Annotated in this window: 20 protein-coding genes; 10 read left to right on the top strand and 10 right to left on the bottom strand. The window is 69.0% G+C overall.

The annotated features are described in order from the left end of the window. Genes sdhA through sdhC form a run of 3 tightly spaced genes read right to left on the bottom strand, consistent with a single transcriptional unit; the run spans position 1 to position 2,754 of the window. Positions 1-1,830 (bottom strand): succinate dehydrogenase flavoprotein subunit, encoded by a 1,830-nt coding sequence (gene sdhA / locus QE374_RS05285; protein ID WP_309732792.1) that lies wholly within the window; start codon positions 1,828-1,830, stop codon positions 1-3. A gap of 46 nt (positions 1,831-1,876) precedes the next feature. After that, positions 1,877-2,320: a succinate dehydrogenase hydrophobic membrane anchor subunit gene (locus QE374_RS05280; protein ID WP_309732790.1), complete on the bottom strand. Its 444-nt coding sequence runs from the start codon at positions 2,318-2,320 to the stop codon at positions 1,877-1,879. After that, positions 2,320-2,754: a succinate dehydrogenase, cytochrome b556 subunit gene (gene sdhC, locus QE374_RS05275; protein ID WP_137416319.1), complete on the bottom strand. Its 435-nt coding sequence runs from the start codon at positions 2,752-2,754 to the stop codon at positions 2,320-2,322. Before sdhC ends, QE374_RS05280 begins: the two co-directional genes overlap by 1 nt. 229 nt (positions 2,755-2,983) lie before the next feature. Between sdhC and QE374_RS05270 the strand changes: the two genes are divergently transcribed. From QE374_RS05270 to QE374_RS05230, 9 genes are all read left to right on the top strand, one after another. After that, on the top strand, positions 2,984-4,099 hold the full coding sequence (locus QE374_RS05270; RefSeq protein ID WP_309732789.1) for a mannose-1-phosphate guanylyltransferase: 1,116 nt from the start codon (positions 2,984-2,986) through the stop codon (positions 4,097-4,099). Positions 4,100-4,271: 172 nt separating this feature from the next. Then, entirely contained in the window at positions 4,272-5,396 is a 1,125-nt protein-coding gene (locus QE374_RS05265; protein ID WP_396653323.1) for a BMP family protein, read from the top strand. 103 nt (positions 5,397-5,499) lie between these two features. Beyond that, entirely contained in the window at positions 5,500-7,014 is a 1,515-nt protein-coding gene (locus QE374_RS05260; protein ID WP_309732787.1) for an ABC transporter ATP-binding protein, read from the top strand. Continuing rightward, entirely contained in the window at positions 7,011-8,324 is a 1,314-nt protein-coding gene (locus tag QE374_RS05255) for an ABC transporter permease (RefSeq protein ID WP_309732784.1), read from the top strand. Before QE374_RS05260 ends, QE374_RS05255 begins: the two co-directional genes overlap by 4 nt. After that, a complete protein-coding gene (locus QE374_RS05250; protein WP_309732783.1) occupies positions 8,321-9,625 on the top strand; it encodes an ABC transporter permease in 1,305 nt (434 codons plus the stop codon). Before QE374_RS05255 ends, QE374_RS05250 begins: the two co-directional genes overlap by 4 nt. 30 nt (positions 9,626-9,655) lie before the next feature. Beyond that, the gene (locus QE374_RS05245) at positions 9,656-10,057 is read left to right on the top strand and encodes a cytidine deaminase (RefSeq protein ID WP_137416324.1); all 402 of its coding nucleotides are present in this window, start codon (positions 9,656-9,658) and stop codon (positions 10,055-10,057) included. After that, complete coding sequence (locus tag QE374_RS05240) at positions 10,054-11,346, top strand: thymidine phosphorylase (RefSeq protein ID WP_309732781.1); 1,293 nt, start codon at positions 10,054-10,056, stop codon at positions 11,344-11,346. Before QE374_RS05245 ends, QE374_RS05240 begins: the two co-directional genes overlap by 4 nt. Positions 11,347-11,376: 30 nt before the next feature. Continuing rightward, positions 11,377-12,489, top strand: coding sequence for an adenosine deaminase (locus tag QE374_RS05235; protein WP_309732779.1), 1,113 nt, complete (start codon positions 11,377-11,379; stop codon positions 12,487-12,489). After that, positions 12,486-13,226, top strand: a complete 741-nt coding sequence (locus QE374_RS05230) for a hypothetical protein (protein ID WP_309732777.1) — start codon at positions 12,486-12,488, stop codon at positions 13,224-13,226. The genes QE374_RS05235 and QE374_RS05230 overlap by 4 nt, the downstream gene beginning before the upstream one ends. Before the next feature lie 12 nt (positions 13,227-13,238). Here the strand turns inward: QE374_RS05230 and QE374_RS05225 are convergent, their stop codons facing one another. The 7 genes from QE374_RS05225 to QE374_RS05195 form a co-directional block, all read right to left on the bottom strand. Further along, complete coding sequence (locus QE374_RS05225) at positions 13,239-14,003, bottom strand: alpha/beta hydrolase (RefSeq protein WP_396653322.1); 765 nt, start codon at positions 14,001-14,003, stop codon at positions 13,239-13,241. Between the two features lie 90 nt (positions 14,004-14,093). Next, positions 14,094-15,239 carry a mannitol-1-phosphate 5-dehydrogenase gene (locus QE374_RS05220; protein ID WP_309732775.1) on the bottom strand — a complete coding sequence of 382 codons (1,146 nt, stop codon included), beginning with the start codon at positions 15,237-15,239 and terminating at the stop codon, positions 14,094-14,096. Beyond that, a complete protein-coding gene (locus QE374_RS05215) occupies positions 15,236-15,667 on the bottom strand; it encodes a PTS sugar transporter subunit IIA (RefSeq protein WP_307319651.1) in 432 nt (143 codons plus the stop codon). Before QE374_RS05215 ends, QE374_RS05220 begins: the two co-directional genes overlap by 4 nt. A gap of 115 nt (positions 15,668-15,782) precedes the next feature. Beyond that, on the bottom strand, positions 15,783-17,462 hold the full coding sequence (locus QE374_RS05210) for a PTS mannitol transporter subunit IICB (protein WP_309732774.1): 1,680 nt from the start codon (positions 17,460-17,462) through the stop codon (positions 15,783-15,785). Positions 17,463-17,497: 35 nt separating this feature from the next. After that, positions 17,498-19,177: a phosphoenolpyruvate--protein phosphotransferase gene (gene ptsP, locus QE374_RS05205; protein WP_309732772.1), complete on the bottom strand. Its 1,680-nt coding sequence runs from the start codon at positions 19,175-19,177 to the stop codon at positions 17,498-17,500. Between the two features lie 11 nt (positions 19,178-19,188). After that, on the bottom strand, positions 19,189-19,464 hold the full coding sequence (locus QE374_RS05200) for an HPr family phosphocarrier protein (protein ID WP_137416332.1): 276 nt from the start codon (positions 19,462-19,464) through the stop codon (positions 19,189-19,191). Between the two features lie 17 nt (positions 19,465-19,481). Then, entirely contained in the window at positions 19,482-19,805 is a 324-nt protein-coding gene (locus tag QE374_RS05195) for a PTS sugar transporter (RefSeq protein ID WP_309732769.1), read from the bottom strand. A 159-nt stretch (positions 19,806-19,964) separates the two neighbouring features. Between QE374_RS05195 and QE374_RS05190 the strand changes: the two genes are divergently transcribed. After that, entirely contained in the window at positions 19,965-21,875 is a 1,911-nt protein-coding gene (locus QE374_RS05190; RefSeq protein ID WP_309732767.1) for a PTS sugar transporter subunit IIA, read from the top strand. The last annotated feature ends 203 nt before the right edge of the window (positions 21,876-22,078 follow it).

The following is a 22,078-nucleotide window of genomic DNA, read 5'->3' as shown; positions in this document are numbered from 1 at the left end:
TCAGTACTTCCTCTCCAGCGGCGGGTAGCGCAGTTCCCCGGCCTCGTTCTTGGTGAAGACGACCGGCTTCCAGTCGAGTCGGATGTGGTCCTCGGGGTGGGAGGAGTGCGCATCGCCCGACAGGTAGGACATCGTGTGCTTCATGTAGTTCTCGTCGTCGCGCGTCGGATAGTCGTCGCGCATGTGGCCGCCGCGGCTCTCCTTGCGGTTGCGCGCGGCGACGGCGACGACCTCGGCGATGTCGAGGAGGAAGCCGAGCTCGACGGCTTCGAGCAGATCGGTGTTGTACCGCTTGCCCTTGTCGTCGACGTGGATGTTCTTGTAGCGCTCGCGCAGCTCGGCGATCACGAGCATCACCTCGCCGAGCGACTGGTCGGTGCGGAACACCTGCGCCTTGCGGTCCATCTCGTCCTGGAGCGTCTTGCGCAGCACCGCGATGCGCTCGGTGCCGGGGTTGTTGCGCAGGCCCTCGATCATCTCGCGCACTTCGCGTGCCGGGTCCTCGGGCAGCGGCACGAACTCCGCACCGCTCTGCACGTACTTCACCGCGTTTCGTCCGGCACGCTTGCCGAACACGTTGATGTCGAGCAGGGAGTTGGTGCCGAGGCGGTTGGAGCCGTGCACCGAGACGCACGCGCACTCGCCCGCGGCGTACAGCCCGGGAACGACGGTGTCGTTGTCGCTGAGGACCTCGGCCTCGATGTTGGTCGGGATGCCGCCCATCGCGTAGTGCGCCGTCGGCATGACGGGCACGGGCTCGACGACGGGGTCGACGCCGAGGTAGGTGCGGGCGAACTCGGTGATGTCGGGGAGCTTGGTCTCGAGCACCTCGGCACCCAGGTGCGTGCAGTCCAGGAGCACGTAGTCCTTGTGGGGGCCGGCGCCGCGTCCCTCCTCGACCTCCTGCACCATGCAGCGGCTGACGATGTCGCGCGGGGCGAGGTCCTTGATGGTCGGTGCGTAGCGCTCCATGAAACGCTCGCCGGAGGCGTTGCGCAGGATGGCTCCTTCTCCTCGCGCGCCCTCGGTCAACAGGATGCCGAGACCGGCGAGGCCGGTCGGGTGGAACTGGAAGAACTCCATGTCCTCCAGCGGGAGCCCCTTGCGCCAGACGATGCCGACACCGTCACCGGTGAGCGTGTGGGCGTTGGAGGTGGTCTTGAAGATCTTGCCGAAGCCGCCGGTGGCGAAAACGACCGCCTTGGACTGGAAGACGTGCAGGTCGCCGGTGGCCAGCTCGTATGCGACGACGCCGGCGACCTTCGTGGTGCCGCCGTCCTCGACCGTGACGAGATCGAGCACGTAGAACTCGTTGAAGAAGTTGATGCCGAGCTTGACGCAGTTCTGGAACAGCGTCTGCAGGATCATGTGGCCGGTGCGGTCGGCGGCGTAACAAGCGCGGCGGACCGGGCTCTTGCCGTGGTCGGCGGTGTGGCCGCCGAAGCGGCGCTGGTCGATCTTGCCGTCGGGGGTGCGGTTGAAGGGCAGGCCCATGTTCTCGAGGTCGATGACCGCGTCGATGGCCTCCTTGGCGAGGATCTCCGCCGCATCCTGGTCGACGAGATAGTCGCCGCCCTTGATCGTGTCGAAGGTGTGCCACTCCCACGAGTCCTCTTCGACGTTGGCCAGAGCCGCGGCCATGCCGCCCTGAGCGGCACCCGTGTGCGAGCGCGTCGGGTAGAGCTTGGAGATGACGGCGGTCTTCGCGCCGGGGCCGGCCTCGATCGCCGCACGCATCCCGGCGCCGCCGGCGCCCACGATCACGATGTCGAACTGGTGGTAGTAGACACCGTCCTTGACGACGGTGTCCGCGGTGGAGTGAGTGCTCACAGGTGGGATTCCTCTTGTCTGTTCTGATCCGTGGGACGCGGCGTGCCTACTGGCACACCTCCCACATCACGCTGTCGCTGGTCACGCCGAGGCAGGGGTCGAAGGTGAAGACGACGAGCGTGCCGAGCAGGATCAGGAAGGCCGACACGATCCAGATGGCCCAGACGAGCACGCGCCGGGTCGTGGCGTGCGTGACGTAGTCGTTGACGATCGTGCGCATGCCGTTGCCGCCGTGGATGAGGGCGAGCCAGAGCATCGCGACATCCCACCACTGCCAGAACGGCGAGGAGAGCTTGCCGGCGACGAAGGCGAAGTCGATCTGATGGACTCCGTCGCCCGTCATGAGGTTGACGAAGAGGTGTCCGAAGATCAGCACCACGAGCACCAGGCCCGAGGCGCGCATGTACACCCAGCCCCACTTCTCGAGGTTGGGGCCCTTGCGCCGCGGTGCGGAGAAGGGGCTGCGGGGATCGGCGATCGTCGCGCTCATCAGTGACCGCCTCCCGTCGCGGCGAAGACGTTCATGAGGTGGCGGGGGGCGAAGCCCAGCATCGTGACGGCCCACAGGCCCAGCACGACCCACCAGAGCTGACGCTGGTAGCGCGCGCCCTTCGACCAGAAGTCGACGACGATGATGCGCAGACCGTTGTAGGCGTGGTAGGCGATCGCGGCCACGAGCACGACCTCACCGATGCCCATCACGGGGTTCTTGTACGTGCCGATGACCGCGTCGTACGCCTCGGGGGAGACGCGGATGAGGGCGGTGTCGAGCACGTGCACGAGAAGGAAGAAGAAGATCGACACACCCGTGATGCGGTGCAGGACCCAGGACCACATGCCCTCGTTGCCGCGGTACAGCGTTCCACGCGGCGTCTTGGACGTCGTCTGAGCGAGCGATGGTGTGACGCGTGCCGGTGCAGCCACGGTCGTCCTCCCTGATCGAACACGGTGGGGCAGGCGTTGCCCTTCGGGGTTTTTGCTGGTCCCCTGCGTCACGCGGGCGCTGCCGACAGTGTATTCGCCGCAGCACAACGGCGCCCTTTAGGCGAACCTAACAATCTCGACGTCGAGATAAATGGACCGGTGGCTCTCATCGGTGACGCGTCGCCGCAGCGACATTCGCCCGACACAACCGGCGGATAGGCTGGCCGGTATGGGGAATGAGATCGAGGGTTTCTACGCCGTCATCCCGGCAGGCGGCATCGGCAGCAGACTCTGGCCGCTCTCGCGCGCCGACGCTCCGAAGTTCCTGCACGACCTGACCGGCTCCGGTCAGACCCTGCTGCGCGACACCTGGGACCGTCTCGAGCCGCTGGCCGGCCACGACCGGATCGCGGTCGTCACCGGGCGCGCGCATCGCGCGGCCGTCGAGAAGCAGCTGCCCGGCATCCCCGACAAGAACGTGTTCCTCGAATCCGAGCCGCGCGACTCCACCGCCGCGATCGGTCTCGCCGCGGCGATCCTGGTGCGGCGAGAGCCCGATGTCGTGATCGGGTCGTTCGCCGCGGACCACGTGATCCAGGGCTCGCGGGTCTTCGACTTCGCGGTGCGTCAGGCTGTCGCCGTCGCTCGTGCCGGATACATCTGCACGATCGGCATCCAGCCGTCGGAGCCCTCCACCGGTTTCGGATACATCAAGAAGGCCGACGAGCTGATCGTCGACGGGGCACCGGAGGCGGCTCTCGTCGAACGCTTCGTCGAGAAGCCCGACCTCGCCACGGCGCGCGAGTACTTCACCGACCGCGCCTACTCCTGGAACGCGGGCATGTTCATCTCGCGCGCGGACGTGCTCCTGGCCGAGATCGAGGCGAACGAGCCCGAGCTCCACGCGGGTCTGCTCGAGCTCGCCGAGGCCTGGGACGACCGCGACCGCCGCGGGCCCGCGGTCGATCGCATCTGGCCGAGCCTGAAGAAGATCGCGATCGACTACACGGTCGCCGAGCCTGCCGCGGCCAAGGGCAAGCTCGCCGTCATCCCCGGCCACTTCGACTGGGACGACGTGGGCGACTTCGCAAGCCTCACCAAGCTCGTCTCCAACGGCCGGAAGAACGATCTGGCGGTGCTCGGCGAGCACGCCCGCATCCTCTCCGACGCCTCCAGCGGCATCGTGGTGACGCAGACACAGCGAGTGATCAGCCTCATCGGCGTGCAGGACATCGTCGTGGTCGACACCCCCGACGCCCTCCTGGTCACCACGACGGAGCACGCGCAGCGCGTCAAGCAGGTCGTCGATGCGCTGAAGCTCACCGGCCGCGGCGACGTGCTCTGAGACCGGATGCGGCCGCCCGCCGCAGCCGCCGAGCACGCGTGTCACGGGCCGTTTGTAACCATTGGGTTGCGGCCTGCGGATCGGCCCGTCGTGGGCGCGTCACATTGGGTAACGTTGCCGCATCCGTCCCCGGAACTGCCGGGGCATTCCCACGTCTCTTGATGGAGGACTCGTGAAGAAGACGACGACCAAGGCGCTGCTCAGCGGCCTGGCCATCGCTGCCACCGCGGCGCTGCTGGCCGGCTGTGGCTCCGCCCCCACGACCGAAACGACGAGCGGCTCCGCGTCCGACGTCGTCGACGGCTTCAAGCCGTGCCTGGTCTCCGACGCGGGCGGCTGGGACGACAAGTCGTTCAACGAGTCCGCCAAGAACGGCATGGACAAGGCCGCCAAGGAGCTCGGCGTCACCCCGCTCGAGTTCGAGTCGACCAACGACAACGACTACGCGCCGAACATGCAGACCGCCATCTCGGAGGGCTGCACCCTCGTGATCGCCGTCGGCTTCAAGCTCGCCGCCGCCACCGTCGAGGCCGCCAACGCGAACCCCGACCTCGACTTCGCGATCATCGACGACTACGCCGACACCGACTTCGACGGCAAGACCGACGCGCCGAACATCAAGCCGCTGGTCTTCAACACGGCTGAGGCCGCCTACCTCGGTGGCTACGCCGCCGCAGCGTGGTCCGCCAAGGACGGCGTCAACAAGGTCGGCACCTTCGGCGGCATGCAGATCCCCTCGGTCGCCGTCTTCATGGACGGTTACGCGATGGGCGTCGAGAAGTACAACGAGGACAAGGGCGCGAACGTCCAGCTCTTCGGCTGGAACGCCGACACGCAGGAGGGGTCGTTCACCGGCGGCTTCGACGCCAACGACACCGCGAAGCAGACCGCTCAGGGTGTGCTCGACCAGGGCGTCGACGTGATCCTGCCCGTGGGTGGACCGATCTACAAGAGCGCCGCCGCGGCCATCGCCGACAGCGGGAAGAACACGCTCATGCTCGGTGTCGACAGCGACCTCGCCGTCGCCGACGACAGCGTCGCCGACATCACGCTGGTCTCGATCATGAAGGCCATCGACGTCGCCGTCTACGACGCGACCGTCGCGGCCTCCAAGGGCGAGTTCGACCCGACCCCCTACGTCGGCACGCTGAAGAACGAGGGCGTCAAGCTCTCGAGCTTCCACGACTTCGAGTCGCAGCTGCCGGAGGGCCTGACCGACGAGCTGACCAAGCTCCAGGACGACATCATCGCGGGAACCATCACGGTGACCTCGAAGAACTCTCCCGCCGGTTCTTGATCTGAACCGCACCAGCTCGGGGCGAGCGGCTTTCCAGCCGCTCGCCCCGAGTCCCGTTCCGACGCCTTTCGACAGGCATTTTCTACCCAGGTAGGGTGCATCTATGAAGCTCGAGCTCCGCGGGATCACCAAGAGATTCGGCAGCCTCGTCGCCAACGACCACATCGATCTGGTGGTCCGCCCCGGCGAGATCCATGCGTTGCTGGGGGAGAACGGCGCAGGCAAGTCGACCCTCATGAACGTGCTGTACGGCCTGTATCGCGCCGATGAGGGCGAGATCCTCCTGGACGACGTCGTCCAGAACTTCCGCGGCCCCGGCGACGCCATGGCCGCGGGCATCGGCATGGTCCACCAGCACTTCATGCTGATCCCCGTCTTCACCGTCGCCGAGAACGTCATGCTCGGACACGAGAGCACCAAGGCTCTCGGACGCCTCGACTTGAACGCGGCTCGTACGCACGTGCGCGAGGTCGCGCAGCGCTTCGGGTTCGAGATCGACCCCGACGCCCTCGTGGGAGATCTCCCCGTCGGCGTGCAGCAGCGCGTCGAGATCATCAAGGCGCTCTCGCGCGACGCGAAGGTCCTCGTCTTCGACGAGCCGACTGCGGTGCTGACGCCGCAGGAGACCGACGAGCTCATGGCGATCATGCGCCAGCTGCGCGACGAGGGCACCTCCATCGTCTTCATCACGCACAAGCTGCGCGAGGTCCGCGAGGTCGCCGACCGCATCACCGTCATCCGGCTCGGAAAGGTCGTCGGCGAAGCGTCGCCGACCGCCACCAACACCGAGCTCGCCTCCCTCATGGTCGGGCGGGCCGTCGAGCTCACCGTCCAGAAGGAGCCGCCGACGCTCGGTGAGGGGGGCTTGAAGGTGAGCGGGCTGCGTGTCCTCACCTCCACCGGTGCGATCGTCGTCGACGGCGTCGACTTCGACGTGCGCCCCGGAGAGGTGCTCGCGATCGCAGGGGTCCAGGGAAACGGCCAGACCGAGCTCGTCGAGGCGATCGTCGGGCTCGCGGCGCGCGTCGAGGGCTCGATCAGCCTCGACGGCACCGAACTGGTCGGCAAGAGCGTGCGGGCGATCCTCGACGAGGGCGTCGGGTTCGTCCCCGAGGACCGGAAGGAGGACGGCCTGGTCGGCGGTTTCTCGGTCGCCGAGAACCTCGTGCTCGATCGTTCCTCCGACCCCGCGTTCGCCCGCGGTGGCACGCTGCGCCGCCGTGCGCTGGATGCGTTCGCGCGCGACCGCATCCAGGAGTACGACATCCGCACCCGCGGCCCGGAGACTCCCGCCGGCACGTTGTCGGGGGGAAACCAGCAGAAGGTGGTCATCGCGCGTGAGATGAGCCGCGACCTGCGGCTGCTGGTCGTCGCACAGCCCACCCGCGGCGTCGACGTCGGTTCCATCGAGTTCATCCACAAGCGCATCATCGAGACGAGGGACGCGGGCATTCCGATCGTCGTGGTCTCGACCGAGCTGGACGAGGTCAGCGCCCTCGCCGACCGCATCGCCGTCATGTACCGCGGCACCATCGTCGGCATCGTGCCCGGCGACACGTCCCGTGACACCCTCGGCCTCATGATGGCCGGCGCAACCGACCCGGAGGTGGCCGCATGAGCGGTTCGACGCCCACGAGCGATGGAGGCGCGCGCAAGAGCGACGGCGATGCCGAGCTCCCGCGCGCCACGGGGCCGCTGACCGGCGAGGAGATCCCCCCGACGCGGTCCGGTATCTTCCTGCGCGAGCTGATGCGCGGAAGCGCCGTGACGACGCTGCTCGCGATCGTGCTCGCGATGATCGTGGGCGGCATCCTGATCGCCCTCACGAACGAGAACGTGCAGGCCGCATCCGGCTACTTCTTCGCCCGCCCCGGCGACACCTTCGTCGCGATCTGGCAGGCCGTCTACAACGGATACGAGGCGCTCTTCCGCGGAGCGATCTTCAATGCGCGCGGCGCGGACTTCGCGGCCCAGATCAGGCCGCTGACGAACGCACTCGGCTTCGCCACTCCGCTCATCGCCGCCGGCCTCGGCGTCGCGCTCGCCTTCCGCGCGGGATTGTTCAACATCGGTGCCCGTGGTCAGATGCTCATCGCGGCCATGTTCGCGGGGCTGTTCGCCTTCAACCTGGACCTGCCGCTGTGGCTGCACCTGCCGATCACGCTGATCGCCGGCATCGTCGGCGGTGCGTTGTGGGGCGGCCTGGTGGGTCTGCTGAAGGCGCGCACCGGGGCGCACGAGGTGATCCTCACGATCATGCTCAACTACGTGGCGTACTACCTGCTGCTGTGGATGCTGCGCACGCCCGGGCTGCTCCAGATGGAGGGCACGAACCAGCCCATCACGAAGCCGACCCCGGAGTCGGCGCAGTTCCCCGACCTGCTGGGACCGCAGTTCCCGCAGCTCAACTGGGGCTTCGTCGTCGTGATCGCGGCGACCGTGTTCGTGTGGTGGCTGATCGAGCGCTCCAGCCTCGGTCTGCGGCTGCGCGCGGTGGGGGAGAACCCTCACGCCGCGCGTGCGGCGGGCATGAGCGTCGACCGCCTCTACATCTACGCGATGCTGTTCGCGGGTGGTCTCGCCGGGCTCGCAGCGATGAACCAGATCCAGGGGACCGTGACCACCGGCTTCGGCGCCACGATCGATGCCGGCATCGGCTTCGACGCGATCACGGTCGCCCTGCTCGGACGCAGCCGCGCGTGGGGGACGTTCGCCGCGGGCATCCTGTTCGGAGCGCTGAAGGCGGGATCGTTCTCGATGCAGGCGCAGGGGATCCCGGTCGACATCGTTCTCGTCGTGCAGTCGCTCATCGTGCTCTTCATCGCGGCGCCGCCGCTGCTGCGCGCGGTGTTCTTCCTGCCCAAGTCCGATGCCGAGAAGGCTGCCAAGGCGCGAGCCAAGGCCGCGAAGAAGGCGGTGGCCGCGTGAGCGCTCCGATCCAAGACAACGCCACCGCGCAGCTCGAGCAGAGCGACGGCACCATCCACCTCGCGGTCGTCAAGCAGCGGCACTTCAAGGCCCCGATCGTGCTGGCTGCGGTCGTCGTCCTGCTGGCGGCGCTGTTCGGGCTCTCCCCGCGCGACGGCACGTCTTCGTTCCGCCTCGGCGACCCCTCGCAGGCACTGGCGCTGGGGGATGTGGGCGTGCCCACGGCCGTGACGTCGTGGCTGGTGTGGGCCGTCCTGGTGGTCCTGACCCTCGTCGCATTCTGGCTCGCATGGTCGTATCGTCGCCAGCCGCTCTGGCTGACCATCGCCTTCAGCGTCCTCGGCGTCTTCGCGTTCCTCGTCTGGGCCGGCGCCGACGGACTCGTGCCCGTTCCCAGCCTGCTCTTCGGCGCGGTGTCGCTGTCGGTTCCGCTGGTGTTCGGCGCCCTGGGCGGCGTGATCGGCGAGCGTGTCGGTGTCGTCAACGTGGCCATCGAGGGCCAGCTTCTGCTCGGAGCCTTCTCCGCGGCGCTCCTGTCGAGCATCACCGGCAACCCGTTCATCGGGCTCGTCGGAGCGATGATCGGCGGGGTCCTGGTCTCGTTCGTGCTCGCCGCGTTCGCAATCAAGTACCTCGTGGACCAGGTGATCGTCGGTGTCGTGCTCAACGTGCTCGTCACGGGTCTGACGGGATTCCTCTACGGCGCCCTGCTGGCGCCGAACGAAGACCAGCTGAACCGCCCCGAGCGCTTCACGCGCCTGCAGATCCCGGGTCTCAGTGAGATCCCCGTGATCGGCCCGGTGCTGTTCAACCAGACGTTCATCGTGTACCTGATGTTCATCACGGTCGCCCTCGTCGCGTGGGGCCTGTACCGCACCCGCTGGGGTCTGCGTCTGCGCGCCGTCGGCGAGCACCCGCAGGCGGCCGACACCGTGGGCATCAAGGTCAACGCCTCCCGGTTCTGGAACGTGTCTCTCGCGGGTGCCATCGCCGGCATCGGCGGTGCGTACTTCACGCTCGTCTCCGTCCCGCAGTTCGGAAAGGACATGACCGCCGGCCTCGGCTTCATCGCCCTCGCCGCCGTGATCTTCGGTCGGTGGGATCCGATCCGTGCCACCCTCGCTGCGCTGCTGTTCGGGTTCGCGACCAACCTGCAGAACCTGTTGACGGTGCTCAAGACACCGATCCCCAGCGAGTTCATGCTCATGCTGCCCTACGTCGTGACGATCCTCGCCGTCGCCGGGTTCGCCGGGCAGATCCGGGGCCCCGCCGCCGCCGGAAAACCGTACATCAAGGGCTGACGCCCGCATCCGCTTGCGTGAAAGGACACCGTGACCGACATCGACTGGGACGAGCTGCGCACCGCCGCGACCGAGGCCATGCAGCGCGCCTATGCCCCGTATTCCCGTTACAAGGTGGGAGCCGCCGCCCTCGTCACCGACGGGCGGATCGTCTCGGGATGCAACGTCGAGAACGCCTCCTACGGGGTCGGACTGTGCGCGGAGTGCGGCCTGGTCTCTGAGCTGAACATGACCGGCGGCGGCCAGCTGGTGGCGTTCGTCTGCGTGAACGGCGACGGACAGACGATCATGCCGTGCGGGCGCTGCCGTCAGCTGCTGAACGAGTTCGCCCTGCCCGGGATGCTGCTGGAGACCGTGTCGGGCATCCGCACGATCGACGAGGTGCTGCCCGACGCGTTCGGCCCCCGCGATCTCGAGGAGTACCGCCGATGAGCGCCGTGGAGCCGTTCGACGCCGTCGATGTGATCCGAGCCAAGCGTGACGGCCGTCCCGTCGACGAGTCGGCGCTGAGGTGGATGATCGACGCGTACACGCGCGAGTACGTGACGGATGCGCAGATGTCGGCGTTCGCGATGGCGGTGCTGCTGAACGGCATGAGCCGTGATGAGATCCGCGTGATGACCGACGCCATGATCGCCTCGGGCGAGCGGATGAGCTTCACCGCGCTGTCGAAGACCACGGTCGACAAGCACTCCACCGGCGGCGTGGGGGACAAGATCACCCTGCCACTGGCGCCGCTCGTGGCAGCCTTCGGTGTCGCCGTGCCCCAGCTTTCGGGACGCGGCCTCGGTCACACGGGTGGCACGCTCGACAAGCTCGAGTCGATCCCGGGATGGCGGGCCGCCCTGTCCAACGACGAGATGTTCGCGCAGCTGGACGACGTCGGCGCGGTGATCTGCGCCGCGGGCTCGGGGCTCGCGCCGGCCGACAAGCGTCTGTATGCGCTGCGCGACGTCACCGGGACGGTCGAGGCCATCCCGTTGATCGCATCGAGCATCATGTCCAAGAAGATCGCCGAGGGCACTGCATCCCTTGTGCTCGATGTGAAGTTCGGCTCGGGCGCCTTCATGCAGGACATCGACAAGGCTCGCGAGCTCGCACGCACGATGGTCGCGCTCGGCAACGACTCCGGCGTCGCGACGACTGCCCTGCTGACCGACATGAACAGCCCGCTGGGCCGGGCCATCGGCAACGCGAACGAGGTCCGCGAGTCCGTGGAGGTGCTCGCCGGCGGAGGCCCCGCCGATGTCGTGGAGCTGACGGTCGCCCTCGCCCGCGAGATGCTGGCGCTGGCCGGTCAGCCCGACGCGGATGTCGAGGCGGCGCTGAAGGACGGGCGCGCCATGGATGTCTGGCGCCGCATGATCGTCGCGCAGGACGGCGACCCGGATGCAGCCCTGCCGGTGGCGCGGGAGACGCACACGGTCCTCGCGCCCCGCTCCGGCGTCGTGACCCGCCTGGAGGCGCTGCCGTTCGGCATCGCCGCGTGGCGGCTCGGGGCCGGACGCGCACGTCCGCAGGACGCCGTCGTGCACGCAGCGGGCATCGACCTGCACGCGCAGCTCGGGGAACGCGTGGAGGCTGGTCACCCGCTGTTCACCCTGTCGGCGGAGGATGCTGCCCGCTTCCCGCGCGCCCTGGAGGCGCTCGAGGGGGCATGGGAGATCGGCGATGCGGCACCGACCGCATCCGCCCGCGTCGCCGAACGCATCACCGCCTGAGTCCACCGCGATCCGCGAGGAGCACCCCTTATGCCCATCGACCAGCACGGCGACGCCACCCTCGACGGAGTGTCGCTGCGGAGCCTGCCGAAGATCTCCCTGCACGACCATCTCGACGGTGCCGTGCGCCCCGACACGATCGTCGAGCTCGCCGACGCCGCGGGTCTTCCCGTGCCCGAGAGCGACGGCGACGACCTCGCCGACTGGTTCGCCGAATCGAGCGACTCCGGCTCGCTCGTCGAATACCTGAAGACCTTCGACCTCACGACATCGGTGATGCAGACGCGGGAGAACCTGACGCGGATCTCCCGGGAGTTCGTCGAGGACCTGGCCGCCGACGGCGTCATCTACGGAGAGGTGCGCTGGGCGCCCGAGCAGCACCTGTCCGGCGGGCTCTCCCTCGAAGAGGTCGTCGAAGCGGTGCAGGAGGGCATCGAGGAGGGCGAGGATGCGGCGGCGGATGCCGGGCACGACATCCGCGTCGGCCAGCTCATCACCGCGATGCGCCACACCGACCGTTCGCTGGAGATCGCCAAACTCGCCGTCGCCTTCCGCGATCGCGGGGCCGTCGGTTTCGACATCGCGGGCCCCGAGGACGGGTTCCTCCCGTCGCGTCACCGTGCCGCCTTCGACTACCTCGCGGCGCAGTTCTTCCCGGTCACCGTTCATGCCGGCGAGGCGGCGGGGCTCGACTCGATCCGTTCGGCCCTGTGGGACGGCCGCGCGCTGCGTCTCGGACACGGTGTGCGCATCGCCCAAGACCTCGAGGTCGTCTCTCGCGAGGGCGATGTCGTCGAGGTCGTCTTCGGCGACCTGGCGCGCTGGGTGCGCGACCGCGAGATCCCGCTGGAACTCTCGCCGAGCTCCAACCTGCAGACCGGCGCGATCGCCGCGTGGGGCAACGAGATGGCGGATCACCCCTTCGACCTGCTGTACCAGCTGGGTTTCGCGGTGACCGTGAACGTCGACAACCGCACGCAGAGCCGTACCTCGCTCACGCGCGAGCTGGCCCTGCTCGCCGAGGCCTTCGACTACGGACTCGACGACCTCGAGACCTTCCAGATCAACGCTGCCGCGGGCGTCTTCCTGCCGGTCGAGGAGCGCGAGGAGTTGATCGACCTCATCAGCGACGGCTTCGCATGAGCCTTCGCCGTCGGACCGGTGCCGTCGGGCTCCTCGCTGCCGTCATCCTTGTGGCCGGCTGCACGGTCGCGGCGAGCAGGGAAGGGCAGGAGCGGGTGGACGCGGCGATCGCATCGGCGGGGCTCACCGGTCAGCTCGGAGCGGAGTACAGCTGCTCGGGCGCGCTTCCGGGCCGTGTCGACAGCTGTCAGACCCGCGTGACGATGCGAAGCGACGACCGATCGCTGATCGAGAAGGCGGCTGCTGTTCCTGAGCTTCAGGGTGCGCAGATGGAACTCCACTATCGCGGTGCGGACGTGGCGCTCGCGCCCGAGGACGTCTCGCTGTTGTGGCGCATCTACGACACCATCGGCGACGCGGTCGACATCAGGTTCGTCAGCGTCGATCCGGCGCAGCCGGGTGTCACGGTGTCCGCGTCGGCGACGCTCACCCAGGGCTGCGCCAGCGCGGCGGCTCTCGCCCCGGACTTCACCGGGGTGACGGTATCGGGTGATGCGCAGTCGACCGAGTGGTCGGTGCGCGTCGAACCCGGACAGGATCTGTCAGCGCTGTGCGGGCAGGCGCAGAGCTTCCTGGACGGTGGGGAACTGTCGGGCGTCGTCCTCGTGAGCCTCACGCAGACTCCGAGTGGTCTCCAGCTCATCGAGGTGCGCGCAGACGACACCGCCGAAGACACCGCGCGCGCGTGGTTCGCCGACCACCCGCTGCCCGCGGGGATGGAAGCCCGAGTCAGCTGAGCCGCGCGCTCGTCACAGCAGGGATGCGGCGAAGTCGGTGACGAGCTCTGTCACGCGCTCTGTCATCTCCGCCTCACCGATCGAGGGCGAGCCGTCACCCGCCTGCGGGCCGTAGGCGCCGAAGGATGCGTGCGACGCGCCGTCGATCTCGACGAACTCGGCGTCGGCCGGAAGGAGGGGTGCCGCGTCCCGGATCTTCGCCGGGGTCGACAGGCCGTCCTCGCTGCCGCTGATGCTGAGCACGGGAAGACCGGTGGTCGACAGATCGTTCGCGCAGTATGAGGCGAAGAGCACGAGTGCGTCCGCATCCGTTGCGAGCTGGCAGGCGCGCACGCCGCCGAGCGAGTGGCCGCCCACCATCCACGTGTCCACGGCCGGGGCGAGCGAGGTGAACGCCTCCAGCGGGCGCGGGTCCAGGAAGGCGAGGTTGTACCAGGGGCGGGTGATCACGACGGTGATGCCGTCGTCCACGAGACCCGAGAGCGTGGCTGCATAGGCGATCGGTTCGACCTTGGCGCCGGGGATGAACACGAGCCCCACCTCGGACGATCCGGATGCGGGCGAGAGGACGATGGCGCCGGCCTGTTCGTCGACAGTGACGGCGGCGTCGGCGCGGACCGCCTCGAGAGGGCCGGGCTCGGCGGCCATGACGCCCACCTGCCCCCAGACGAGCACGCCCAGGACGGCGGCCACGACGAGTGCGCCCAGGCCGCCGAACGTCCACCCCAGAACCCGACGGATGCGGCGGCGAGGACGAGAAGGCGCGGGATCGGTCACCCGTCCAGGCTAGAGGGCGCCGACGGTGAGAACGCCGCGAGCCCCACGCCCGTCATGGCGGACGGGGGCGGGGCTCGCAAGAGCGGATGCTCAGGCGGACTGGTGTGCGGCGACGACGTCGCGCACGGCCGTGAACAGCGGATGCTGCGGGTCGAGGCCCGTGACCTCGGTCGTGAACGCGGCGGCGCTTCTCGTGCTCAGCAGACGCTGCAGCTCGACGGCCTCCGGATCCTCGGGGGACGAGAAGGAGAGCGCGGCGCCCATCGTGGCGACCAGCGCCTCGGTGGACAGTCCGCGCTCGGCCGCCTCCGCGGCGGGCCCGACGAACCGCTCGTGCCGGGACAGCTTGCGCAGGGGCTGTCGGCCGACGCGCCACACCGTGTCGGGGAGGGCAGGGTTGCGGAAGCGGGAGAGGATCGTCTCCCGGTAGCGGGCGAGCTCGTCGGGGGCGAACTCGTGCTTCGCGATGAGCACCGCCGACGTTTCGGCGAGCGTCGCCGATACCGCCGCCGTGATCTCCGGTTCGGCCAGCGCATCCGCGATCCGCTCGATGCCGGCGCGTGCGCCGTAGTAGGCGGTCGCGGCGTGCCCGGTGTTCACCGTGAACAGCTTGCGCTCGATGTACGGCGCCAGATCGTCCACGAAGTGGGCGCCCGGGATGCGGGGCAGCTCGCCGCCGAAGGGCGCCTGCTCGATCGCCCACTCGTAGAAGGGCTCCACGACCACATCCACGCCGGCGTCCGCCGGCTGACCCGGCACGATGCGGTCGACGGCGGTGTTGGCGAACACGGCGCGCGCGGACAGCTCGGCCCAGTCGTCACCGGCCTGCTCCTCGATGTGTGCGCGCAGCTGGTCGGTCGCGCCGATCGCGTTCTCGCAGGCCATGACCTGCAGCGGTGCGAGGGTCTCGTCGCGGCGGGCGAGGCCGGCGCGGATGAGAGGGGCCACGAACTTCAGGATCGTGGGGCCGACCGCGGTCGTGACCACGTCTGCCGAGGCGATCTCGTCGACGACCGCCTGCGGGTCCTCGGCGCTGTTGAGTGCGCGGAACCCGGTGACCACGACGTCCGTGCCACCGTCGCCGACCTCGTGGACCGTGTAGCTGTCGACCGCGTTGATCGCATCGACGAGCCCGGCCGACACATCGGAGAACACCACCTCGTAGCCGCCCTCGTGCAGGAGGAGGCCGACGAAGCCGCGCCCGATGTTGCCGGCGCCGAAGTGGACGGCCTTCATGCGTTCACCGACGCGAGCAGTTCGTAGAGCTCCTCGGGCGTCGACGCGGCCTTGAGGCGCGCGACGTCGTCCTCGTCGGAGAACAGCAGTGCGATCTGCGACAGGATGTCGAGGTGCTCGTCGCCCTTGCCGGCGATGCCGATCACGAACGAGACGGGGTTGCCGTCCCAGTCGACACCGCCGTCGTAGCGGACGACCGACAGCCCGGAGGCGAGGATCTCGTCCTTGGTCTCGTTGGTGCCGTGCGGGATCGCGAGCTCGTTGCCCATATAGGTCGACACCGCCTGCTCGCGCTGCTGCATGGCGTCGAAGTATCTGCCGGTGACGGCGCCGGCGGACTCCAGGATGCCGGCGGCTTCGCGCATGGCCTCGTCGCGGGTCGCGCCGCCCGAGTGGATGCGCACCTGTCCGATACCGAGAACTGCCATGATTCTTCCTTTCCCGTTCCTGCCGCGCGCTGCCTGCTCGCGGCGCCGCGGGCACCTCGTGCCCGCCGGACACGGATGCGGGCCGCACGGCGTGTGCGACCCGCATCCTGTGGGGTCAGCCCTGCTGACCATCCTTCTGCTGATCGACGACCAGGTCCACGACCTCTTCGTACTTCGGAGAGTTCATGAAGTTGTCGACGGAGACGTGCATCGCACCGGGCGTCTGCTTGCGCGCGCGATCGGTGAGCTGGTTCTGGGTGATGACCAGGTCCTCGCTGCCGTCCAGGTTCGCGATCGCCTTGTTGGTGACCGTGACGCCGTCGACGCCCGCCTTCTTGATCTTGTTGCGGAGCACGCTCGCGCCCATGGCGGAGGAGCCCATACCGGCGTCGCACGCGAAGACGATGTTGGTGATCTTCGTGGTGGTCAGCAGCCCGCCGTCGGCCCGGCCGCCGGTCTCCAGCTCAGTCTCGAGCTTGTCGAGCGCCTCGTCCGCGGCGTCCGCATCCGAAGAGCCCGAGGCGCGGAGCGCATCCATCGCGGCGGACGACTTGCCCTTGTTCGCCTCGGTCTGGGCGATCGCGGCGCCGAAGGTGTCGGCCTCTGCCGCGAGGTCCCGCTTGCGCGAGGCGCGGAGGATGATCGCGGTCAGGATGAAGGTGACCGCTGCGGCGACGACCACCGAGAGGAGCACGATCAGCAGATTGCCGACACCGGGTCCGATCGCCGCGGCTCCCACGGCGATGATGCTGCCGGGGGCCGCAGGGAAGGCGAGACCGCCGCCGAGCGCCATGTTGGTCGTGACACCGGCCGCACCGCCCGCGATGAGCGCGAGGATCGTGACGGGCTTGCTCAGCGCGTACGGGAAGTAGATCTCGTGGATGCCGCCGAAGAACTGGATGATCGCAGCTCCCGGAGCAGAGGCCTTGGCCATGCCCACCCCGAAGAACGAGAAGGCGAGCAGGAGTCCGATGCCGGGGCCGGGGTTGGCCTCGATGAGGAACAGGATGCTCTTGCCGACCTCGTCCGCCTGCTGGATGCCGAGCGGGGTGAACACGCCGTGGTTGATGGCGTTGTTGAGGAACAGCACCTTGGCCGGCTCGACGATGATCGACACGAGCGGCAGCAGGTTCAGCGAGACCAGCCAGTTCACCGCCTCGCCGAGGCCGTCGCTGATGGCCAGGAAGACCGGGCCGAAGGCGAAGAAACCGATGATCGCGAGGATCATGCCCAGGATGCCGGCCGAGAAGTTGTTGACCAGCATCTCGAAGCCGGGCTTGATCTTGCCGTCCCAGATCTTGTCCATCTGCTTGGTGATCCAGGCCGCGATCGGGCCCATGATCATCGCGCCGAGGAACATCGGGATGTTGGTGCCGAGGATGACACCCATCGTGGCGATGGTGGCCACCACGCCGCCGCGCTCGCCGTAGACCATGCGGCCTCCGGTGTTGGCGATCAGCAGCGGGAGCAGGTAGGTGACCATGGCGCCCACGAGGCCCGCGTAGGCCTGGAAGGTGCCGCCGTCGCCCTGGGCGAGCGCGGTCATGGCGCCGTTCCAGCCGATGATGGCGGAGTCGCCGCCGCCGCCGATGATCTCGGAGACGGGGTACCAGTGCCAGCCGAAGGGGCTGTCCGCGCCGAAGAAGCCGGCGGGGATGAACAGCATCGTGATGAAGCCCCACGCGATGAAGGCCGCGATGTTGGGCATGATCATGCCGGAGAGGAACGTGCCGAATCGCTGGACCGCGACCCGGGCTCCTCCCGGCTGCTTGACGGGAGCTGACGTCGTCGTCATGAGACTGTCTCTTTCTACTCTTTGTGGGACGGGTGTTACGGGGCGGGGGTGGACGCGGCGCGCGCGGCGTCGCGTGCGGATGCGGCGTCGTCGGCGGCCAGGGCGGCCTCGGCGATGCGGCGGGCGTCCTCGAGGCTGTACTTCAGGAGGGTGGCCCGCACGTCGGCCAGGGCCGTCGGGGCCATCGAGAGGCTCGTCGCGCCGAGGCCGACCAGGACCACGGCCAGCAGCGGATCCGCCGCCGCCTCGCCGCAGATGCCGACGGGCTTTCCGAGCTCGCGTCCGGCGCGACCGGTGGTGCCGATGAGACCCAGCACCGCGGGGTGCCACGGGTCCTGGAAACCGGCGACCGAGCCGAGCAGGCGGTCGGCGGCCAGGGTGTACTGGGTCAGATCGTTCGTCCCGATCGAGGCGAAGTCGGCGTGCTTCAGCACCCGATCGGCGAGCAGGGCCGACGAGGGCACCTCGACCATGACGCCGGCGGTCTTGATGCCGAACTCGCGGGCGAGCTCCACGAAGTAGATCGTCTCCTCGACGGTGGCGACCATGGGTGCCATGACCCACAGGTCGGCGGGCTCACCGGATGCGGCGACCGCCGCATCCGCTTCGCTCAGCGCCGTCAGCTGCTCGCGCAGGATGTCCTCGTTCGCACGGAGGGCGCGCAACCCCCGGAGCCCGAGTGCCGGGTTCTCCTCGTGTGCGTCGTTGAGGAACGCGAGCGGCTTGTCGGCGCCCGCATCCAGGGCGCGGACGACGACCTTCTTGCCTCGGAACGCGGCGAGCAGGCGCGTGTACGACTCCTTCTGCTGCGCGACCGTGGGCGCGTTGGCGGAGCTGAGGAAGAGGAACTCGGTGCGGAACAGGCCGACGCCCTCGGCGCCCAGAGCGACGGCCTCGGCGGCGCCCTCGGGGTTGCCCAGGTTGGCCAGAAGGGGCACCGCGGTGCCGTCGGAGAGCGCACCGGGCGTGATCGGCGCGGAGGCCGCCGCGGCGCGCGCATCGGCGCGGTTCTGCGCGCGACGCAGTTCCTCCTCGCTCGGGTGGGTGGTCACGATGCCCGCAGCGGCGTCCACGATGACGACCTGGTCGTCGACGAGGTCTGCGGCACCGGCAGCACCCACGATCGCCACGATGCCCTTCTCGCGGGCCAGGATCGCGGTGTGCGAGGTGGGGCCGCCTTCGCTCGTGACGAGCGCGAGCACCTGGTCGAGATCCAGCAGAGCGGTGTCGGCGGGAGCGAGGTCGGTGGCGACCAGCACGTAGGGATGACCCGGCTCGGGGAGGCCGGGAGCCGCGACCCCCTGCAGCCGCGCGATCACGCGCTGAGCGACGTCGTCGAGGTCCGCGGCGCGCTCGCCGAGGTAGCCGCCGACGGCGACGAGGGTGTCGCGGAAGCTCGCGAAGGCGTCGTAGACGGCTCGCTCTGCGGTGGCGCCGGCGGCGAGACGCGTGTCGACCTCGGACTCCAGTGCCGGGTCCTCCGCCATCATCGCCTGGGCTTCGAGGACGTCCTGTGCCGCGCCGCCCGCGGTGGCGCCGCGCTGCTCGAGCTCACGTGCGACGGCCGCGACGGCCTCGCGCACGCGGGCGGTCTCGGCCGCGACGTCGAGCGTCGAAGGCTCGTCCGCGGGTGCGGGAAGCGGTGCGGCCATGCGGGCGACGGGCCCCTGCGCGACGCCGAGTCCGATGCCGACTCCGGGAATGGTGGTGCTCATGGTGTGTCTCCTCAGGCGGCGTCGTGGTCGGTGGTCAGCAGGTCGGCGAGACGGTCGAGGATGGCCTCGGCGTCGCCGCCGTCCACGGTCAGGGTCACGTAGTCGCCGTAGTCCAGTCCGAGCGAGATGACGCCCAGGATGCTGGCGGCGTTCGTCGCCGCGCCCGAGTCCTTCGCGATCGTGACCGGGACTCCCGCATCCTTGGCCGCCTGGGCGAAGAGCTTCGCGGGGCGGGCGTGCAGGCCGTGCGACGAGCCGATGCGCACGGTACGGGTTGCGAGGGACATGTGGGTGCCTTTCCTTCTCAGGCCGTGGGGCCGGGGAGCGACGCTGTCTGGTTCGTGATCAGGTCGAGCGTTCGCCGACCGTCTCGGTCCGTGAAGATGTCCTCGGGCAGGACGATCACGGAGACTCCGTGGCGCGCCGCATCCTCGCGGATGCTGTCCGCCACCTGGGTCAGATGCGGTCCGATGAGCACGAGCTCCGCCTCGCCGATCCGCGCCGCCAACGCGGCGTGCGGTACGGCTTCGGCCTGGAGATCGAGCCCGGCGGACACCGCCGCTCGCTGCAGCCGCTGTGCCACGAATGTGCTCGACGCACCAGCGCCGCACACCACCAGGATCCTCATCGACCCGCCTCCTTCCTCTCCATCCTGTGAACCGGCCGAGAGTGCAGCAACCAGAGGTTCTTCCGCCCCGAGCGGAAATCGCCGCGGCAGGGTGGGCCGGGCCCGCCGGCCGCGTGGTGGAATGGAGTGCCGGTGCCAGCCGGAATCTCGGAGGGTGACGTGACGCGAGCGCGACAGGACAGGGTGCTGGGCATTCTGGTCCGCGAGCGTGATTGGATCACCGCCGCGACGCTCGCCGACCTCCTCGGGGTGACCCCGCGCAGTATCCGCAGCTATGTCACCGCGCTGAACGCGCGTGCAGCGGGAGCCGTCGAGTCGGGCCCGCTCGGTTACCGCGCCGGCGCCGAGGCGGCCGCCACCTTGCGCGCTCACACGACGGATGCGGGAACCCCGCGCGACCGCCTCCATACGATCGTGCGGGCGCTGCTCGCCGGCGATGAGGGCATCGACGTCTTCGAGACGGCCGACCGGCTGTTCGTCAGCGCCGCCACCCTCGAGTCCGACCTGGCCCGCGTGCGCGGCCTCCTGGGGGGCACCGAGCTCGTCCTGGAGCGCTCCGCGTCCCGAGCGCGGCTCATCGGTTCGGAAGCAGCACAGCGCCGGCTCCTCAGTCGCCTCGTGCACGACGAGATGGATGAGGGGGCCTTCGACCTTTCGGCACTGCGGCGCACACTGGGGGAGGAGTCCGTCGCGCCCCGCGCGTTCGGCCAGTTCAAGGCGGAGCTCGTCGCGCAGTTGAGCGAGCTGGGCTACTACGTCAACGAGTTCGGCATCGCCGATGTGCTGATGCACATCGCGATCTCGGCCGACCGGGTCTCGCTCGGTCGCGCGCTGGACGAGGCTGCGACGACGCCGACCGATGCGCAGGCGGCGATCGCCCGGGTCATCGACGAGCTCGCGCAAGAGCATCTGGGTGTGCGCCTGGGCACGGGGGACACGATCCACCTCGCCACGATCGTGCTGACGCGCATCGTCGCCCCCGGTGCCGCCGAGTCCGCGCGGACGCCCCTGGACGCCGAGGTGGAGCAGGTGGTGAGCGAGGTGGTGGCGGAGGCCGCATCCGAGTTCCTCGTCGACATCCTCGCGCCCGAGTTCGTACAGCGTCTGAGTCTGCACGTGCAGAATCTGCGGCTTCGCGCTCGGGAGAACGCGTGGTCGCGCAACCCCCTGACCCGCTCGCTGAAGTCGACCTATCCGATGATCTTCGACGTCGCCGTCTACATCGCGAGCCGCCTGCAGGAACGCCTGGACATCCCGCTGCTGGACGACGAGATCGCCTACATCGCGATGCACGTCGGCGGTCAGCTCGAGCGCAGCCGCCGCTCCGACAACCTGTTGACGGCGACCATCGTGTGCCCCGGGTACTACGAGCTGCACGAACTGCTCCGATCGAGCGTCGATCGTTCGCTCGGGCAGGCGATCGAGGTGATGGACGTCGAGACGCGGGTCGACCCCGATTGGGCCGCGATCGACACGGACCTCGTCCTGACCACCATCGATGCGCCCGTATCGGGCGATCGCTTCGTGCGGATCCAGCCGTTCCTGACGCCCAGCGACATCGAGCGCGTGCAGGCCGTGGCCGGCCGCATCCGTCGTGGACGTCGCCTTGCGCGCCTGCGCGCCGAACTCGAACGCTACTTCGACGCGTCCTCGTTCGTGCGCGGGCTCGATGCTTCCGAGGGCGAGGACGGCGTCATCCGTCAGCTCGGCGGACTGCTGGTGCAGCGCGGCGTCATCGACGCGGACTACGTCGAGCGCGCCATCGAGCGTGAGCGTCTGTCGTCGACGGCGTTCACCGACGCGCTCGCCGTGCCGCACGCGATCGGGATGACGGCGGTGCGCACGGCCATCGCCATCGGTATCGCCGATCCTCCCATGCCATGGGGTGACTCACGGGTGCAGGTCGTCGCGCTCGCGGCATTCTCCGAGACCGACCGCGAAGCGTTCCAGACCGTGTTCGAACAGTTCGTGGAGGTGTTCAGCGAACGCGATTCCGTGCAGCGCATCGTGCGTCGCGGTGCCGACTTCTCCGCCTTCCTCGACGAACTCGTCGCCGTCATCGACGGCTGACCCCGGTCCGCCCGGGTACGCGCCCACCGTGGGTACGCATCCTGCGTGTCTCACCTGTTCACGTTTCGGAGTCCGCCCCCGTGAACGTTCGAGACACGGGCGGGGTGCGGCTGGCGCGGGGACGCCCGCGGTGGGTTCGTGTCTCACTCATGCAGGGTTCGGGCGCGTTTGGCGTGAACGATTGCGACACGGAGATGTCGCGG

It is taken from the genome of Microbacterium sp. SORGH_AS_0428, assembly GCF_031453615.1.
GTDB lineage: Bacteria > Actinomycetota > Actinomycetes > Actinomycetales > Microbacteriaceae > Microbacterium.
This window is presented reverse-complemented; position numbering and strand designations above follow the sequence as displayed.

What these genes read in the sequence shown, in the direction of transcription:
- QE374_RS05280 (WP_309732790.1), bottom strand. Translation starts at nt 2,320, where the DNA reads ATGAGCGCGACGATCGCCGATCCCCGCAGCCCCTTCTCCGCACCGCGG.
- QE374_RS05270 (WP_309732789.1), top strand. Translation starts at nt 2,984, where the DNA reads ATGGGGAATGAGATCGAGGGTTTCTACGCCGTCATCCCGGCAGGCGGC.
- QE374_RS05260 (WP_309732787.1), top strand. Translation starts at nt 5,500, where the DNA reads ATGAAGCTCGAGCTCCGCGGGATCACCAAGAGATTCGGCAGCCTCGTC.
- QE374_RS05255 (WP_309732784.1), top strand. Translation starts at nt 7,011, where the DNA reads ATGAGCGGTTCGACGCCCACGAGCGATGGAGGCGCGCGCAAGAGCGAC.
- QE374_RS05240 (WP_309732781.1), top strand. Translation starts at nt 10,054, where the DNA reads ATGAGCGCCGTGGAGCCGTTCGACGCCGTCGATGTGATCCGAGCCAAG.
- QE374_RS05235 (WP_309732779.1), top strand. Translation starts at nt 11,377, where the DNA reads ATGCCCATCGACCAGCACGGCGACGCCACCCTCGACGGAGTGTCGCTG.
- QE374_RS05230 (WP_309732777.1), top strand. Translation starts at nt 12,486, where the DNA reads ATGAGCCTTCGCCGTCGGACCGGTGCCGTCGGGCTCCTCGCTGCCGTC.
- QE374_RS05220 (WP_309732775.1), bottom strand. Translation starts at nt 15,239, where the DNA reads ATGAAGGCCGTCCACTTCGGCGCCGGCAACATCGGGCGCGGCTTCGTC.
- QE374_RS05215 (WP_307319651.1), bottom strand. Translation starts at nt 15,667, where the DNA reads ATGGCAGTTCTCGGTATCGGACAGGTGCGCATCCACTCGGGCGGCGCG.
- QE374_RS05210 (WP_309732774.1), bottom strand. Translation starts at nt 17,462, where the DNA reads ATGACGACGACGTCAGCTCCCGTCAAGCAGCCGGGAGGAGCCCGGGTC.
- ptsP (WP_309732772.1), bottom strand. Translation starts at nt 19,177, where the DNA reads ATGAGCACCACCATTCCCGGAGTCGGCATCGGACTCGGCGTCGCGCAG.
- QE374_RS05200 (WP_137416332.1), bottom strand. Translation starts at nt 19,464, where the DNA reads ATGTCCCTCGCAACCCGTACCGTGCGCATCGGCTCGTCGCACGGCCTG.
- QE374_RS05195 (WP_309732769.1), bottom strand. Translation starts at nt 19,805, where the DNA reads ATGAGGATCCTGGTGGTGTGCGGCGCTGGTGCGTCGAGCACATTCGTG.